Source organism: Pseudomonas sp. SR18 (assembly GCF_023701505.1).
Classification (GTDB): Bacteria; Pseudomonadota; Gammaproteobacteria; order Pseudomonadales; family Pseudomonadaceae; genus Aquipseudomonas; species Aquipseudomonas cyclaminis.
In genome coordinates this window covers 1-15,893 of record NZ_JAMQAU010000011.1, presented here as the reverse complement: position 1 = coordinate 15,893, position 15,893 = coordinate 1, and the positions used below count along the sequence as shown (strand labels likewise).

Genomic DNA, 15,893 nt, shown 5'->3' with positions numbered 1-15,893 from the left:
CTGTCCTTACAAGCGACTAATCCACAATCCTGAGCTTCACCTGTGCGCCGTCAGGCAAATTCTTGATCTCACGCGCCAGATCACCGCAGAACCGAAGCTGCTCGACATGATCAAGCCGACGCACATTGTCGCTGGTGTATTCGCCGCCCAACACCGGCGAAATAACGAAATGGTAAACCTCACCCTGCGCCAACGGTCCCAGCATCTCCTCGGCCTGATCCACCATCGGTTGCAGATACCAGTCGTGCAGAAAGACCTGATCTTTGGAAACTTCATCCAAGGCCGCGCGGGTCTCGGCGATCACTTCGCAGGAAAGCGCCTCGGGGCAGACTCGCCAGTAGTGGCCCTGTTCGTCCCTGACCATCAAATTGCCGAACGCCGTAGCGCCTACGACCTCAACAGGGTCAATGCCCGCCCAACCCCAGCTGTCGCGCAATGCGTGAAGTATGTTCATGCAGCCTCCTTGCGTCGAAACGACTCAATCATCCCGCGTCAGTACTTCCAGCAACTCAATCTCAAAGCGCAGATTACTGTGGGGCGTGATATGCGCGCCCATTGAGCGTTCGCCATACGCCAGGTGCGCCGGCACGTATAAGGTGCGCACCCCGCCGACCTGCATGCCCATCAGGCCCTGGTCCCAGCCTTTAATGACGCGCCCGGTGCCGATCACACACTGGAACGGTTTGCCCCGTTCCCAGGATGAATCGAACACCGTGCCATCTTCCAGGGTGCCGGTGTATTGAGTGGTGATCAGCGCGCCCTTCACCACGGCTTTGCCGGTGCCCTGGCGGATGTCGGTGATCTGGAGTTCGTCGTGATTCATGGGGGTTCTCTTTAAACGCGCAAGGGCGGGTTTTCCCAGAATCGGACGGGTTTGGCAAGTGCGAGACAACTGAAGACACCGCGTACTGACCGAAGGAATGCCGGACAACCGTCAGTGCCGTTTATGAACTGCCGCCTACAACGAACCACGAAATCCCTTAATCCAAAATCATATCCTGCTTATTTTCAGGCGCTGGAAAACAAGCGCACGCTGAAACGACTTCACTAGTTAAAGAAAGGCACTATCAAGATGACCATCGGATCCAGCTTCAATTACCCTGCCGATATCGCCAATCAACGCAACAGAGTGAAACGTTCTGCGAACAAGAAGTGGAGAGCCACATTCCCCAGTCCGCCAGACTTGTGCTTCGACTATCGGACCCTCGTAGAACAGGAAAACGGAGTTGCGAAAGCTACCGACACAGATCATAAAATCGGCATTATTGGTGCTGGGATAACAGGTTTAACAACTGCCCGAGAATTGCACAGGTGCGGATTCAAGAACATTACCCTATTTGAAAAATCGAAGCGTATTGGCGGCAGGCATTTAACAGTCCTTGGACACAACAATACTGGAAGTATTGGCAGGCCACCTTTTGAAATGGGCGCGATGAGAATGCCTTTTTTCAATACATCAAAAGAGCATCCAAAAGATGGACGCTCACTGATGGCCTACTACGCCAACGAATTTGAGTTAGTCACTTCAAACTTCCCAAACCCTGGCAGCGCGGCCGTTCGATCTACCGGAATATATCTACAGGAAGGGAGCATGGAGAGCAGCACGGAACCAACCATGTTGATCTGGAAAAACACGGATGGAAAAACAGCACCACCCGGCCCGGCCTTGGGCACTGTCTTCTCTAAATGGACAGTATTCGCGGAACGCATGACATTGAAAATTTCCGAGCACTATGGTTCCGAACAATGGGAGGACCTATGGGCTGCCATCGTAAAAAAATATGAAAACACTTCATTTCGTGATTTGGTTAAGATGCCAACAATAGAGACGTGGAGTTCAAATGACCCAGGAAACTTTGGCGGAATGGGCATGACAGCGGATGAGTCTGCTATTTTCTATAGCATTGGAATTGGTGATGGTAGTTGGGGAGCATTTTATGACATCTGCTCACTTTACCCGATACGCACAGCAATGTTCGGCTTCAGCAGCAACCTTCAACTGATCCACGGACGTGTAGACAAAGAAGGCAAACCTGTCGCCTCACCTTACTTGAACGCCGCGCAGACCAAAGATTCGAGAGGACTGACCTTCAACAAACCGAATTACGTTGGGCTTGGATCTTTAGCGGAGTCTTTACTATTCATAAAACCTGCTGAAGCCCACCAATCGTTATATGAACATTTAACAAAAACCGAGACCGGGCTACTTACCGACAGCACAGTGACAAAACTAAAAAAACTTGAGAACGGAAAAATTCGAATTCATTACGATTGGAACGCCGCACAACCAGACCAGATGGAAAAAAACTTTATGGACGTCGACTCGGTTGTCATGACACTCCCTTCATGGCTGATAGAGACACAAATCCTTCTCGAAAACTTTGATGCAAACATGCTTCCACAGAAAATAATCACTGCGTACAAAACAGCTCACTGGGAAACCAGCTGCAAGGTATATGCGCCGTTAAAAAAATCCTTTCTTTCAAAAAATAAAAACATACCTCAAACCATCGTCACTGACAGCTTCATACATGACGTGTACACCTACCGCTACAACGAACACAACACTTATGACTGCATTCTTCTGAGTTACACATGGGAAGACGATGCAACAAAGCTTTCATCATTCAACGACAAAGAACTTGTTGATAGATGCATAAAGGAACTGGATAGAATCCTCTTAAAGTCTTCAAACATAAAAGAGAAAATATCTCCCTACATTGGACACGAGCAGGCCATTGTTCAGCGCTGGATGAACGATAAACATGCACTCGGCTGCGCAAAGCTCTATCGTGCAGGCACCTATTACGACGCGGTAAACCTGATGAAATACAATAGAGACTACGCTTACAAATCCGGACTATATCTTTGCGGCGAGTCTTTTTCTGTCGATGCGGGATGGACTGAGCCTTGCTTTAGGGGAGCTATCGATGCAGTCATAAATATCTGTGACAAAACCCGCGCCCATTTCAATGGTGGCTTTACTTTGCAGGACTATCCCGAATATCAAACCGACCATTAACAAATAAAAGAATCAGATTACAACACCGTGGGAAACATCTGACTTTTCATTAAACGCCGCCTCCCCTCTTATAAACACTCAACCAACGTCGGTTGCATAACAATAAGAGGTTACTTCCATGATGGAACCCATCAGCCCTGCGCGAGTTGCGGTCATTCAACTTGACCCTCAGGTAGGCATGGCCAACCGCGCCAACAACCTGCGTCAAAGCCTTGCACTTGCTACGGAAGCCGCAAACGGCGGCGCCAGCCTGATCGTATTGCCCGAACTTTCCAATTGCGGATATTTCTTCAGCAGTCGCCAAGACGCCTTCGATCATGCCGAAGCGGTTCCGGAGGGGCCCAGTGTAAGCGCGTGGGCAGATTTTGCCCGCGAGCATCAGGTGTACCTGGTTGCCGGCCTGAGCGAGATCGAGGGCAGGCAGCTGTTCAATACCGCAGTGCTAATGGGGCCAGAAGGATTTATCGGCAAATACCGAAAAGCTCATTTATGGAACATGGAAAAACTTTGGTTCACCCCTGGCAATACAGGATTCCCAGTGTTTGAAACGCCGATTGGGCGCATCGGCCTGTTGATTTGCTGGGACATCTGGTTCCCTGAGGTCCCTCGTATTCTCAGCCAGCAAGGCGCGGATATTATTTGTAGCCTGAACAACTGGGTGTGGACGCCCCCGCCGTTGTTCGATGAGGCGGGCAAATGCATGGCGTCCTACCTGACCATGACGGCCGCCCACGTTAACAACGTATTCATCGCTGCTGCCAGCCGCATTGGCGAAGAACGAGACGCACGCTACCTGGGATGCTCGTTGATCGCCGGAACCAATGGCTGGCCTATAGGTTCAGTCGCTTCGGCCAATCGCCAGGAAATTCTGTTCGCAGACATCGATATCACCAGTGCACGCAGTGCGCCGATATGGAATAGCCTCAACGACCTGCAACGTGACCGACGCAATGACATCTACGATCAGATGCTTGGGTACTCCCAACACTCTGCCCTGCCGCGCTAAACGGAGGGCGCCCGATGGAGACGTCATTTACCAAGACTGCATCTATCCGTTCACGAGCGGATATCACGGTCCTTGCCCTAGGCTTTATGAGTTTACTGCTGATCATTTGGGTCTCAATCACTTACGGCGGTTCTTGGCCGGGGTATAGCGAGATGTTGGCAAGCCTGCCCCATCCGAGCGCATGGCTGCGTTGGGTAGTAGGGGATATCAGCGAAGTAGCGTTCTATAAGCATGAACTCGCGTCCCTTGGACTTTTATCCGGCGCCTATCTGGCCTGGTGGGCCGGAAAACATGGCAAAGCCTGGCAAGGCTTTTCCATTTCCTACGGCACAGGGCTGTGGCCTTGGCTGATAACCAGTTCACTCCTGGGGCTGCTGCTGAGCAACTTGCTGTGGGGTTGGAGCGTCACCGCTGAGACTTGGCAACCGACGTTCGCAGCATTCGTTTCACTGCCGGCGGCGATGGTGTTGATGTTCGGTGGGGGTTGGAAGGTTGCGCTCAATGGTGCGCTTTTAGGGGCAGTGCTGGTGACCCCAGCGTGCTTGTTGATCGTGAACTATGTGTGTATACCGCTTGGGTTGCCGGTGGTCATTGGCAATGTGCTGGGTATGGCATTGGGCAGCGTTATCGCGTTTTTACTCTGCCGACGCATTCCCGCACTGGTACGCTCCGATTACATGACACCGAACACGCCGCCTCCCACCAAGCCAGCCACTTACGGCGTGACATGGAGTCTGCGTCGGGTATTGGCAGACTTTTCCGAAGCACCGTTCTTTGGTAATGAACTGGCGAGTCTCGGCTTACTGGTGGGCGTGTTACTCGCGTATTCGCTCAACCCTTTGAGCCCTGGCTACGGTTCAGGCCTAATCTTGCACCTGGTCGGCGCGCAAGCGCTGACGTCTGCAATCGGCGTTGTGATCTGGCGACATCAATGGATCAAGCGCGGCTGGTATCCAACGTATGTGCCACTGGTTTCGGTGGTACCTGCGGCAGTGTTGACCTACGGCGGAAGTTGGACAGTGGTGGGCTCAAGCGCCCTGCTCGGCGCATTGATTGCACCGCCGTTGGCATATGCCATAGCTGGACGATTACCCGCCTACTTTCATCCTTACATCGGCAATGTAATTTCGATGGCTTTGAGCACATTGATCATTGTGCCTCTGGTGGGTCGATTAGCCGCATAACGTAAGGCTTGCCTGTTGCAATGGCTCTGTAGACCCGCTCCTTTTTAGGCTGGGAGTCATCTATCACAGGCAAGCCATACCTTCTTGAATACGCTCCCAGGCACTGCCGCTTCAAAGGTAGAGTGCTGGGGGCTAGCCTTTTGCTGAAGATCAAACGCGGCATCCTTGCCGCACATTCAGATCACGCCAACGGCACCCGACGGGTTGTCAGCGCGATACGCCCTACGAAGAAACTCAACGCAGCGCCCAACAGCAGCATCGCCAAGGTGCTCCAGGCCGCGCGGGACAGTTGCTTCGCCGCTACTTCAGCCGCTTCACGCGCCTTCTGCTCAGCCTGCTGTTTCAGTTCATCAACCTTCTGCATGGCTTGCTGATACGCCTGGGCATAGTTGTCGACGATCTGAGTGGCCTCGGCCTTGCTCTTGCCGGTACGCGCGGCAACGATGTTGACCAGCGCATCTTTGTCGGCCGCATTCAATGCCGGCTCGCCGGACGCTTTGACACGCTCGAACCACTGCTTCAACTCGTCACCGGCTTGTGCAGGATCGGTCGCTGCATCCGTCGCCGACTGCTTGCCATCCGCTGCTGCCTGATCGGTTTTCTGCTCCACATTCGCAGGATCCAACTCAGGCTTGCCGCTCTGCTTGAGCAAGGTATCGAGCTGACCCTGCAGGCTGTTCCAATCCAGCTGGATGCCCTGCTCGTTCAACTGCTGCTTGATGCTGCTGCCGATCCCTGGGGCTGCGGCGGCGATACCACTGCCGGCAGCGGAAAGGCCCTTGCCCACCACATTGCCGGCGGTCCCGACCACGCTGGCAGCCAGCCCGGCCAACAGCCAGGTGGTGAGCAAGGTGGTGAGAGTCCAAGTCAACACGCCATGCAGGCCGCCTCGATCCGGTGCGGTGCGCCCGGCCACGAAGGCACCCAAGCCGACAGCCACCAAGGTCGACACAAACAGCCAGATGCCGGCACCCGTGCCGAAACCGCTCAACGGGTTGCCCGCCTCCATGGGATTGACGGCGCTGGCGCCGATAGCAGTACCTAGCACACTCAAGACCAGGTAGCTCACCAGTGCAATTGCACTACCGGCCAATACCGAACTCCAGGACACGCGAAACAACGAACGATTTGCTTCATAGACAGTGCTCATGATGGATCCTTTGGCAGTTATTGACCGTTTCAGTCTGGCGCTCGACGCGGCACGCCGTCCTCGCGCAAATGCACCAGTACGCCTGGTGCATTCGCACCCCACAACGGGCAATTTCTCTGCACTATCCTCAAGCGTGGTTGTCGTACTCCCATGCGCCCCATTCACCTAAAAGAACGCGGAGAATCCATGAGCCAGGACGTCCTTGCCAAAGAAACCAACCGCCGCCAACTGCAGCAGATCATCTCCGGGCTCTCGGATGGGATCATCCTCGCGGAAGTCGACCAGACCATCCTGTGGGCCAACGAAGCCGCGCTGACCATGCACGGCGTGGATGACGTGCAGGCACTGGGCGCCAACACTCACGCCTACGCCGAGCGTTTCGCCCTGCGGTACCGCAACAACCATCCCGTACAGCTGGATAACTACCCCTTGGCCCGCGCGGCGGCCGGTGATGAATTCAGCGATGTGGTGGTGGAAGTCACGCCCACCGCCGACCCGGACAAAACCTGGGTGCACCGCCTGCGCAGCCTGGTGATCAGTGACTCCCACGGCGAGCCGGAGCTGCTGGTGTTGATCCTCAGCGACGCCACCGAATGGGCCAGCGCCGAGCAGCGCTTCGAAAAAACCTTCAACGCCAACCCCGCGCCTGCGGTGATCTGCCGCCTGAGCGACTTGCGCTACATCAAGGTCAACCAGGGCTTCCTGGAGATGACCGGATACAACCGTGACCAGGTCATCGGTAAATCAGTGTATGAATTGGACGTGCTGGAGCAGGCCGAGCGCAAAGACCTGGCTATCCAGCGCCTGGGCGAAGGCGCAACGATTCCGCAGATGCAGGCCGAACTCAAACTGCCCGACGGCGGCAGCAAATTGGTGATCGTCGCCGGCCAGCCGTTGGACATGAACGAGGAAGACTGCATGCTGTTTTCGTTCACCGACCTGGAGCCGCGACGCAAGGCCGAAGTGGCCCTGCGCCAGAGTGAAGAACGTTTTGCCAAGTCGTTCCGCCTCACGCCGGTGCCCACGCTGGTGTGCAACGCCGCCAACCGCCAGGTGGTGGACGTCAACGAAGCGTTTATGAGCATCACCGGCTATATCAGCGAAGAGCTGATCGGCAAATCCATCGAAGACATCGACTTTATCGACAGCCCCCAGGCGGGCACGCAGTTGTTCACCACCCTGGAGAAAGCGGGCAACCTCGACGGCCAGGATCTCAAGGTGCGCAAAAAAGGCAACGAGGTGATCGACTGCGTGGTGTCCGCCGACACCGTGATCATCGAGGACGTGCCTTGCTACCTGCTGGTGCTGATGAACATCACCGAACGCAAGCGCTCGGAGCTGGAATTGGTGGCGGCCATTGAGGAAGTGATGCAAGACGCGTCCTGGTTCAGCCAGACCCTGATCGAGAAACTGGCCAACGCCAAGAGTGTCAACAGCCCCAACGCGCCGAATATCAGCTTCACCGACCTTACCGCCCGTGAGCGCGATGTGCTGGGGCTGATCTGCGAAGGCCTGGCTGACAAAGAAATCGCCTCACGCCTGAAACTGGCGCCCAATACCGTGCGCAATCACGTGGCCACGGTGTACTCCAAGCTGGGGGTGCACAGCCGCAGCGCGGCCATCGTTTGGGCCCGTGAACGCGGGCTGTTTGCCGGCGAACTGCGCCTGAAAAACAAGTCCTGACAGTGCAAATGCACTAGAGCGGCTAGTGCGAATTCAACTTATGGCGCAGCGGTGCACGCAATAACCTTCAAGGCATCTAACCGGACGTCTTGAAGGAACACGCATGTTTACCCTCGCCCAACTGCGAAATTGCATCGAAGAAGGCCTGTCGCCACTGACCTGCGAATTCACCCTGTGCCGGGATGCGTCCTTGACCCTCAAGGTCTATGACGCCGATACCGGTCGGGTTGACTTGGTGGTGACCGGGATCAGCACCAACCGCCTGCAGACCCCGCAAGAAGTGGAAAAAATGGTGGAAGAGCTGCGCTACGAACTGCACAGCAACACCATGGGCAAACTTACGTTGGATGACTTTCCTTCAACGACGAACCAATGAAATAGAACACCCCGCCCGCCACAATGAACGCCCCCAGCATGTAGAACATGGTGTGCGCCGGCAGGTTGGCCAGCACCAGCCCACACAACACCGGCCCCAGTGCAGCGCCGAGGTTGGACAGGTTCTGCGCGCCGTAGTACATGCCCCGCAGGTGGTCCGGGGCGATTCGGTCGATAAACATGTACTCGGCCGGAAACACCACAATCTCCCCCACCGTGAACACTGCCATTGCCAGCACCCACCACAGCACGCTGGTGGACAGCGCAAAGCCAATCAACCCCAGCATGAACATGCTCAAGCCGAAGATGAGCCATTGGCTCAAGTAACGGTGCGAGATGCGTCGGCCGATCACATATTGCAAGGCGATCACCATCACCGCGTTGGTGGTGAGCACGGCGCTGATCACGGTGTAGGTGTATTCAGCCGTGGTTGTGGTCACCAGGTACTGCGACAGGTAGGCCGTGAACTGGCCGAACACCACTGCGCTGAGCAAGCCGCCTATCGTGAAACACACCAGCCGACGGTCCTGCAGCAATACACGGCCAACGGCGAGAAACGACACCGGCTTCTGCGCCACGTCCACCGTGGTTAACCTGCGGTCGCCCCAGCGCCAATACAGCAGGAAGAACCCCGCCCCCAGCAGTGCTGACAACATGAACGGCAGGCTGATATCAAGCTTCGCCACCATCGCCCCGAAAAACGGCCCGACCGCGTAGCCGATATTGGTGAGGGTGTACTTGATGGAAAACACTTCACTGCGCGCGTCTTCCGGCAGCAGGCTGGCAAAACCGGCCTTCACCGCAATGTCGATGACTGCGTAGGCCAGGTTGATCAGGATCAGGCAGCTATAAAACGCCCAGATGTTCTGCGCCAATAGCGTGCCGACAAACCCCAGTACAAACAGCAGGCTCATCCAAAGCAATAACCGATAGCTGTTGATGCGATCGACGAGGAAACCGCCATACACACTCAGTAGCGAACCGACAATCAGCGAGCTGCCGATGACGAGGCCAACTTGAGTGATGTCGAGGGTGAAATGGTGGGTGAGGTAGATCACCAGGTACGGAAACGTGATGGCCTTGGCCAGCGTCAGCAGCAACGTGGCGCCCAGCAGCAGGTTCACGGTGCGGGGGTAGTTTCTTATTGTGGCAAGCATCCTGCTCTCATTCTTCGAAGGTAACGCGACCATTGCGGCCGGTTACCTTAACGCAAGAACAAGGCAAAAAGGAGGGTCACTTCTTGACGGGGGTGATCTCCAGAATAGTGCCGTTGGTGGTCTTGAGCAGCACGAACTTATCGCCTACCCGCGCCCATTGGCTGTCTTCCTCGGGTTGCTTGAGGCCGCGCTTTTTCCAGTCACTGACGGCCGACTCCTTACGCATCAGGATATCCGGGGCGCGGTCGCCTTCTTTTAAATCACGGGCATTGATGTTGGAAGGTTGCACGGTTTCCTGGGGCGTATCACCGGCCTGGGCCACAAAGCTGACGGTGGACAGGCTGGCAGCGACTAAAACACAGGCTGCGAGGGTTTTGGACTTCATGGGTACTCCTTCAATAAATGGCGCGTACCCAGGTTCCGACCGCAGGCGCGCGCAATCATTCACCGTATGAAACCCGCCTGGTATCGCGCACTGTGCTTATGCCACTCGTTCCCCGCCACCGTTCACCTGCTAACCTTGCGCCAGCCCTATTCTCGAGTCTGACAATAATGAAAACCGCCCTGACCCGAACCAAACTTCTTGCCAGCGCCCTGGTGGTGGTCGCCGTCATCGGCGGCGCGGCCTATTACCTGTTTGACCGGCACGTCATCACGGGCTTGGTCAGCGGCACCGAATACAGCGATGAGCAGCTCAATGAAGGCGCGGTGGACGACCTCCACAGCCTGACGCTGGCGCAAGCGAAAAAACGCCTGAACTACCTGGAAATGGACGCGCGCGACAGCATCAACCAGATCGCAATGATCGAAAGCATGCGCCTGGAAATTTCGCCGGTAGCCAACACTGCCGAGTCGCCCGGCGAGAAAAAACAGCTGCGCTATGACGAACCCTTCGTCCCCTTCCCCGCTGCCGAGCTGAAAACCGCGCTGGAAGACCTCGCACAGAAAAAGCCGACGTTCGAGCAGTTCTTTTTCGACAACCAGTCGGGGCTGAAACTGGACGTGGAGCCGATCCGCGAGCTGCTCAAGCGTGGCGCCCTGCCTGACCAGCGCGAAGAGGAACGTTACGCGGTACACACCCTGTACTTTCGCGACGGGACGCAGCAGGCGTTTGCCGACGCTGGGCCCGACATCAGCGAAGAACAGGACACCTCCACGGTCGAACTCAAGATCAATAAGCCGGTAGAACGCGTCAGCGTCACCCTCACCTACCCCAGCTACCCTGGCTTCAAAAAGATCGTGCTGGACCCCAAGCATCCGAAAGTTACCGGCGACAACGGCGAGGTCTACCAATTGACCGCCCTGGCTGACGAGCGTGCGTCCCTGCTGCTGGCCACGCCAAAGGACAAGACCTACGTGATCGAGGGCTTGAGCGCCGACGGCAAGACACTTTACAGCGGCGGCAACAGCAGCAACTCCTCGCCTACCGCCGAGCAAAAGGCCAACCTGCGCGCTTACTACGACGAACTGCTGCGCATGCAGGACCAGTTCTCCCGCTATACCACCAGCGCCGAACTGCAGGAACACCTGGAACAGTTCGTCAAAGGCCTGCCGGACAGCGACGGTGCCCTGACCAACGTGCAAGCCACCTACCAGTTCGAAGACACCCCGGCGAGCATCGTCATCTACCTGCTGGACCCCGCCCAACCGCAACCCCTGACGCTGGAGATGCACAACAGTGTGCCGGCCCAGGCTCGCTATATCGCTTACGACAATGCCACGAAAAAAAGCGGCTTTATCGACAGCAACGGCCAATGGGTGGTCAAGCCGCGCTTTGAGCGCATCGAGTACAGCCCCATGCCCGGTGTATTCAACATGCAGGTGGGCAGGACACCGCAGAAAGATGGCTGGAGCCAGTTGCAATTCAAGTACTTTGCGTTCGTGCCCGGCGGGCACACCTTGAAGGAGTTACCGTTCGAGATCATCGAAAAACCGCTCAATGATGAGCTGATGATCGTCGAACGCGAAACGAACGGGCCCTACGGCGTATACGACGTGAAGAAGCAGCAAGTGGTGGTGCCGATGAAGTACGTCAATGTTCAGGTAGTCGGCGACCTGTTCATTGCCCGGCCTGGGCTGAAGACCTACGGTGGCGACTCCTCCTACGGCGTTTGGAACCTGGCCGGCAAGGAACTGCTGGCGCCGCGTTTCTCCAACATCGACGTCGTCGGTGACCACCTCTACACCACCTCGGCTGACGGGGGGCAAATCGACATCTATACGCTGAAACTGCAAAAGCTCAATCCACCAGGCAGCACGGCCATTGGCGCGTTTATCCAGGGCCAGCCGCAACTGCTGCAAGACCGCAAAAACCGGAAATACCGCTTTATCGACGCCGAAGGCAAACCCTTGCCCATCAGCTTGCCCTATGACGAAGTCGAGCCGTTCTCCAATGGCATGGCCGTGGTCAAAAAAGGTGAACGCTACGGCGCGCTCGACCTGACCGGCAAACTGCGCGTGCCCCTGAAGTACACCCGTCTCAACCCCTTCCAGAAAAACCTCGCCTCGGCGGAAATGGACGGTTTCAGAGGCCTGGTGCTGATCGACAAAAACAACACCCTGGTGAAAAAACTCGGCTCGTACACCACCTACAGCCTGCCCACCAACAGCAACGACGCGACGTACAGCATCTGGGACGCGAAAGACGAAAACCGGGTGAATGTGTTCAATGCCGACGGCGTACAGGTGGACAGCTACCAACGCGAGTAACCGCCCCTGTGGCGAGGGCGCTTGCTCGCGCAGGGGTGCGCAGCAGCCCCAAAAAGCCCAACCGCAATCTTTCTAAAAAACCCAGTGGCTGGAGGGGGGCTGCCTTTGAATCTCGGCCGCCCATTGCCCGCGTGAAATTTATGCTGTAATTTTTCATGAAATTTCTCGATATAAATTTCATGAACCAACAAGAAGAACTCGACGCCCTGGCGAGCCTGGTCCACGACCTTCGCAAGCATAAGAAGCTGACCCTCGCCCAACTCGCGCAAAAGATCGAGCGTTCAGTAGGCTTCCTGTCCCAGGTAGAGCGCGGCCTGTCGCGCCCGACCGTGGCAGACCTGACGGCCATCAGCCACGCCCTCGACGTGCCCACCACTTATTTCTACAGCCAACCCAAGCCCAAAGCGGTGGACTGGATCACCCGTCCCAACGAGCGGCGCACGGTGTATTACGCCAATGGGATCACCGACATCCTGGTCTCCCCCAGCATGAAGGGTGCGTTTTCGATACTCGACAGCCTGCTGGCGCCCGGTGCCAACAGTGGTGAACAGACCATGAGCGACCGCGCCGAGCAGGCCGGTTTTGTGCTCGAAGGTGAATTGACCCTGTGGGTCGAAGGCCAGGCCGACTCGGTCACCCTCGGCCCCGGCGACAGTTTCCACCTGGCCAGTTTCGCCCATTGCCGCTACGCCAACCTGACCGACCTGCCCGCCCGCGTGTTGTGGGTTTACAACTAGGAGCTGCACCCGTGAAAAGCCATGCCGCCACGTTACTGGCCGAAGTACGGACCTTTCGCCAGAACCACCCCGACGTGCGCTACGTCGACCTGATCGCCCTGGACCTTCCCGGGCATTTCTACGGCAAGCGCTACCCGATCGAGATGCTGGAAAAGGTCGCCGCCGGCAGCCCGTTGAAACTGCCGCAGAACGCTGTGCTGCTTGGCACCCAAGGCGGGCTGTTCAAGATTGGTGACTACTGCTTCAACGACGGCGACCCAGACGCCAACCGCCGCCTGGTGCCGGGCACGCTCAAGCCGGTGAACTGGGAATCGCAGCCTCTGGGGCAGATGTTGATCACTTCCGACGGCACCGAAGCGCCCATCGAGTTCGAGCCGCGTGAAGTGCTGGCCAAGGTGCTGGAGCGCCTGCACCACAAGGGCATTCACCCGGTGGTGGCGTTTGAACTGGAGTTCTACCTGTTCGACAAGAAACTCGACAACGGCCTGCCGCAATTCGCCCGCGACCCGCTGAGTGATGACGCCGACGACCAGCCCAACCTGCATATCGAACGGCTGTCGCGTTTCAGCGAAGTACTCGACGATATGGCCCAGACCGCCAAAGACCAGGGCATCGACATCACGGTGATCACCGCCGAACTCGGCCCCGGCCAGTTCGAGATCAATTTCGGCCACCAGGGCGACGGCCTGTGCGCCGCCGACTGGGCTGCCCTGTTCTGCCGCAGCACCCGCGGCGTGGCACTCAAGCACGGCTACCGCGCCAGCTTCATGGCCAAGCCTTACCTGCAATTTCCCGGCAGCGGCATGCATGTGCATGTCAGCCTGTATGACGGCGCGGGCAATAACCTGCTGGCGGCGCATCAACAGCAGCCGCTGCGCCATGCCGTCGCCGGGTGCCTGGAACTGCTGCCCCACTGCATGCCGATCTTCTCGCCCAACCACAACGCCTTTCGCCGCCTGGGCGGCACGGTCAACGCCGCCACCCGCGCCTGCTGGGGCTTTGAAGACCGCGACGCGTGCGTGCGCGTCCCCGAGTCCGACCCGCGCAACCTGCGCATCGAACATCGCCTGGCCAGCGCCGACGCCAACCCGTATCTGGTGCTGGCGGCGATTCTCGTCGGTCTGGAGCATGGCCTCGACGCCAAACAGGAGCCCATCCCACCGCTGAACGAGGACCGCGCCAGCGGCACCGACTTCCCCGTCGAAATGCTCGACGCTGTGCGTGCCATGCAGCATCAAGCGGTAGTGCGCGATAAGCTGGGCGCCGAATTTGTCGACGTGTACTGCGAGAACAAGCGCCAGGATCACCTGGCCTTCCAGCAAGAGATCCACGCGCGGGAATACCGCTGGTTTCTCTGACTCAACCGCCAAGGAATCACCGATGACCGACCCAAGCGCCCCGGCCCTCAAGGACATCTTCAACGTCGAACGCCTGCAACATATCGCCACGGAAATGACGGCGGTGTACCCGGCGTTCGACGCCAAAGGCTTCCTCGCACACGCCAAGGCCGGCCTGGCCGAGCTGTCGGTGATGCAGCGCGTGGCACGGGTCAGCGAAAGCCTGCATGCGGTGATCCCGCTGGATTATCCGCAAAGCCTCAAACTGCTTTACGCCCTCGCGCCCCGCCTGAACAGCGGGTTTGTCAGCCTGTTTCTGCCGCACTACGTGGCGAGCTACGGCCTGGCGGACTTCAAGCGCTCCATGGCGGCACTCAAGTACTTCACTACCTTTGGCTCCGCCGAATTCGCCATTCGTCACTTCCTGCTTCAAGACTTCCCACGCACCCTGGCGGTGATGCAGCAGTGGTCGCTGGATGACAACGACCACGTGCGCCGCCTGGCAAGCGAAGGTTCGCGACCGCGTTTACCGTGGTCGTTTCGTCTGGCCGACGTGCAGGCCAACCCAGCGTTATGCGCCTCGATCCTCGACAACCTCAAGGCCGATCCAAGCCTCTACGTGCGCAAGTCCGTGGCCAACCACCTCAATGACATCACCAAGGACCATCCCGAGTGGGTGCTTGGCCTGATCGAAGGCTGGAACCTCGATAACCCCCACACCGCCTGGATCGCCCGCCATGCGCTGCGCAGCCTGATCAAGCAAGGCAACACCCGCGCACTGACGATCATGGGCGCGGGGGCCAAGGCCGAGGTCAAGCTCCATCACCTGAGCGTGACGCCGGCGGTGATCAGGCTGGGGGAACGGATCAACCTGTCGTTCAGCCTGGAATCCACTGCGGTCACTGCGCAAAAACTGGTGGTGGATTACGCCATCGACTATGTGAAAAGCGCCGGGCACAGCGCGAGCAAGGTATTCAAGCTCAAGGCGTTTACCCTGGGGGCCGGGAAGCAGCAGCGCATCAGCCGCGAGCAACACATCCGTGAACTGACCACACGCAAGCACTACCCCGGTCGGCACAAGGTGCATGTGATGGTGAATGGTGAAAGGCTCGGCAGTGCTGCATTCGAATTGCGCGATTGAACCCACGCCAGAGCCCCCATATGTGGGCGTGTCCCCGATAGCCACAGGTATCTACACAACCCTTAAAGACAGACACATAACGCCGTGGTGAGCGGGCTTGTTCAGTTGTGGTGAGCGGGCTTGTCCCGCGCTGGGCTGCGAAGCGGCCCCAAAACGTTCACCTCGGTTGATTCTGGCACTCTGCGGTGACCTTATCGGAGCATAGGTATCTACACAACTGCTTGCTCTTACGCTGTTGCTGTTGCTGTTGCTCTGGCTTTTGATTTCAGGCGCCCCGTCAAACACGCTGGCCGAACGCAGGCTTGAATCCGTGGGTAACCCGGCAGGACGCCGGGTTAGCCGCGCTGGGCCAAGGATGGCCCATCGCGGCGGCCCACGGATTCAAGCCGGAG

General features: G+C 57.5%; 14 protein-coding genes. 9 read left to right on the top strand and 5 right to left on the bottom strand.

Translation table 11 applies throughout. The features are described from left to right. Positions 1-16: 16 nt before the first annotated feature. Both NDJ82_RS16950 and NDJ82_RS16945 read right to left on the bottom strand, forming a co-directional pair. On the bottom strand, positions 17-454 hold the full coding sequence (locus tag NDJ82_RS16950; RefSeq protein WP_250925907.1) for a T6SS immunity protein Tdi1 domain-containing protein: 438 nt from the start codon (positions 452-454) through the stop codon (positions 17-19). A gap of 24 nt (positions 455-478) precedes the next feature. Then, a complete protein-coding gene (locus NDJ82_RS16945; RefSeq protein WP_099585077.1) occupies positions 479-823 on the bottom strand; it encodes an FKBP-type peptidyl-prolyl cis-trans isomerase in 345 nt (114 codons plus the stop codon). A gap of 249 nt (positions 824-1,072) precedes the next feature. On the opposite strand from NDJ82_RS16945, the gene NDJ82_RS16940 reads away from it, so the two are divergent. The 3 genes from NDJ82_RS16940 (at position 1,073) to NDJ82_RS16930 (ending at position 5,212) form a co-directional block, all read left to right on the top strand. After that, on the top strand, positions 1,073-3,022 hold the full coding sequence (locus tag NDJ82_RS16940; RefSeq protein ID WP_250925906.1) for an FAD-dependent oxidoreductase: 1,950 nt from the start codon (positions 1,073-1,075) through the stop codon (positions 3,020-3,022). A gap of 118 nt (positions 3,023-3,140) precedes the next feature. Beyond that, positions 3,141-4,028, top strand: a complete 888-nt coding sequence (locus NDJ82_RS16935) for a nitrilase family protein (RefSeq protein WP_158876473.1) — start codon at positions 3,141-3,143, stop codon at positions 4,026-4,028. Positions 4,029-4,042: 14 nt separating this feature from the next. Then, on the top strand, positions 4,043-5,212 hold the full coding sequence (locus NDJ82_RS16930) for a hypothetical protein (protein WP_178117021.1): 1,170 nt from the start codon (positions 4,043-4,045) through the stop codon (positions 5,210-5,212). Positions 5,213-5,393: 181 nt separating this feature from the next. Here the strand turns inward: NDJ82_RS16930 and NDJ82_RS16925 are convergent, their stop codons facing one another. Further along, entirely contained in the window at positions 5,394-6,362 is a 969-nt protein-coding gene (locus NDJ82_RS16925; RefSeq protein WP_191960477.1) for a hypothetical protein, read from the bottom strand. Positions 6,363-6,548: 186 nt separating this feature from the next. On the opposite strand from NDJ82_RS16925, the gene NDJ82_RS16920 reads away from it, so the two are divergent. Beyond that, the gene (locus NDJ82_RS16920; RefSeq protein ID WP_191960478.1) at positions 6,549-8,045 is read left to right on the top strand and encodes a PAS domain S-box protein; all 1,497 of its coding nucleotides are present in this window, start codon (positions 6,549-6,551) and stop codon (positions 8,043-8,045) included. A 103-nt stretch (positions 8,046-8,148) separates the two neighbouring features. Further along, positions 8,149-8,421 (top strand): DUF1652 domain-containing protein, encoded by a 273-nt coding sequence (locus NDJ82_RS16915; protein ID WP_099585081.1) that lies wholly within the window; start codon positions 8,149-8,151, stop codon positions 8,419-8,421. Here NDJ82_RS16915 and NDJ82_RS16910 read toward each other — a convergent pair. Both NDJ82_RS16910 and NDJ82_RS16905 read right to left on the bottom strand, forming a co-directional pair. Next, positions 8,384-9,577, bottom strand: coding sequence for an MFS transporter (locus NDJ82_RS16910; protein WP_099585082.1), 1,194 nt, complete (start codon positions 9,575-9,577; stop codon positions 8,384-8,386). The genes NDJ82_RS16915 and NDJ82_RS16910 overlap by 38 nt on opposite strands. Positions 9,578-9,653: 76 nt before the next feature. Next, entirely contained in the window at positions 9,654-9,962 is a 309-nt protein-coding gene (locus tag NDJ82_RS16905) for an RcnB family protein (protein ID WP_099585083.1), read from the bottom strand. Between the two features lie 167 nt (positions 9,963-10,129). Here NDJ82_RS16905 and NDJ82_RS16900 point away from each other — a divergent pair, with 167 nt between their 5' ends. From NDJ82_RS16900 to NDJ82_RS16885, 4 genes are all read left to right on the top strand, one after another. Next, positions 10,130-12,286 (top strand): WG repeat-containing protein, encoded by a 2,157-nt coding sequence (locus tag NDJ82_RS16900; RefSeq protein WP_250925905.1) that lies wholly within the window; start codon positions 10,130-10,132, stop codon positions 12,284-12,286. A gap of 179 nt (positions 12,287-12,465) precedes the next feature. Beyond that, entirely contained in the window at positions 12,466-13,023 is a 558-nt protein-coding gene (locus NDJ82_RS16895) for a helix-turn-helix domain-containing protein (RefSeq protein WP_099585085.1), read from the top strand. Between the two features lie 11 nt (positions 13,024-13,034). Further along, complete coding sequence (locus tag NDJ82_RS16890; RefSeq protein WP_250925904.1) at positions 13,035-14,381, top strand: glutamine synthetase family protein; 1,347 nt, start codon at positions 13,035-13,037, stop codon at positions 14,379-14,381. A 22-nt stretch (positions 14,382-14,403) separates the two neighbouring features. Continuing rightward, positions 14,404-15,501 carry a DNA alkylation repair protein gene (locus NDJ82_RS16885; RefSeq protein ID WP_250925903.1) on the top strand — a complete coding sequence of 366 codons (1,098 nt, stop codon included), beginning with the start codon at positions 14,404-14,406 and terminating at the stop codon, positions 15,499-15,501. The last annotated feature ends 392 nt before the right edge of the window (positions 15,502-15,893 follow it).

Excerpts from the sequence above, each read along its gene's own strand:
- NDJ82_RS16950 (WP_250925907.1), bottom strand. The coding sequence starts at position 454 with ATGAACATACTTCACGCATTGCGCGACAGCTGGGGTTGGGCGGGCATT.
- NDJ82_RS16945 (WP_099585077.1), bottom strand. The coding sequence starts at position 823 with ATGAATCACGACGAACTCCAGATCACCGACATCCGCCAGGGCACCGGC.
- NDJ82_RS16940 (WP_250925906.1), top strand. The coding sequence starts at position 1,073 with ATGACCATCGGATCCAGCTTCAATTACCCTGCCGATATCGCCAATCAA.
- NDJ82_RS16935 (WP_158876473.1), top strand. The coding sequence starts at position 3,141 with ATGATGGAACCCATCAGCCCTGCGCGAGTTGCGGTCATTCAACTTGAC.
- NDJ82_RS16930 (WP_178117021.1), top strand. The coding sequence starts at position 4,043 with ATGGAGACGTCATTTACCAAGACTGCATCTATCCGTTCACGAGCGGAT.
- NDJ82_RS16925 (WP_191960477.1), bottom strand. The coding sequence starts at position 6,362 with ATGAGCACTGTCTATGAAGCAAATCGTTCGTTGTTTCGCGTGTCCTGG.
- NDJ82_RS16920 (WP_191960478.1), top strand. The coding sequence starts at position 6,549 with ATGAGCCAGGACGTCCTTGCCAAAGAAACCAACCGCCGCCAACTGCAG.
- NDJ82_RS16915 (WP_099585081.1), top strand. The coding sequence starts at position 8,149 with ATGTTTACCCTCGCCCAACTGCGAAATTGCATCGAAGAAGGCCTGTCG.
- NDJ82_RS16910 (WP_099585082.1), bottom strand. The coding sequence starts at position 9,577 with ATGCTTGCCACAATAAGAAACTACCCCCGCACCGTGAACCTGCTGCTG.
- NDJ82_RS16905 (WP_099585083.1), bottom strand. The coding sequence starts at position 9,962 with ATGAAGTCCAAAACCCTCGCAGCCTGTGTTTTAGTCGCTGCCAGCCTG.
- NDJ82_RS16900 (WP_250925905.1), top strand. The coding sequence starts at position 10,130 with ATGAAAACCGCCCTGACCCGAACCAAACTTCTTGCCAGCGCCCTGGTG.
- NDJ82_RS16895 (WP_099585085.1), top strand. The coding sequence starts at position 12,466 with ATGAACCAACAAGAAGAACTCGACGCCCTGGCGAGCCTGGTCCACGAC.
- NDJ82_RS16885 (WP_250925903.1), top strand. The coding sequence starts at position 14,404 with ATGACCGACCCAAGCGCCCCGGCCCTCAAGGACATCTTCAACGTCGAA.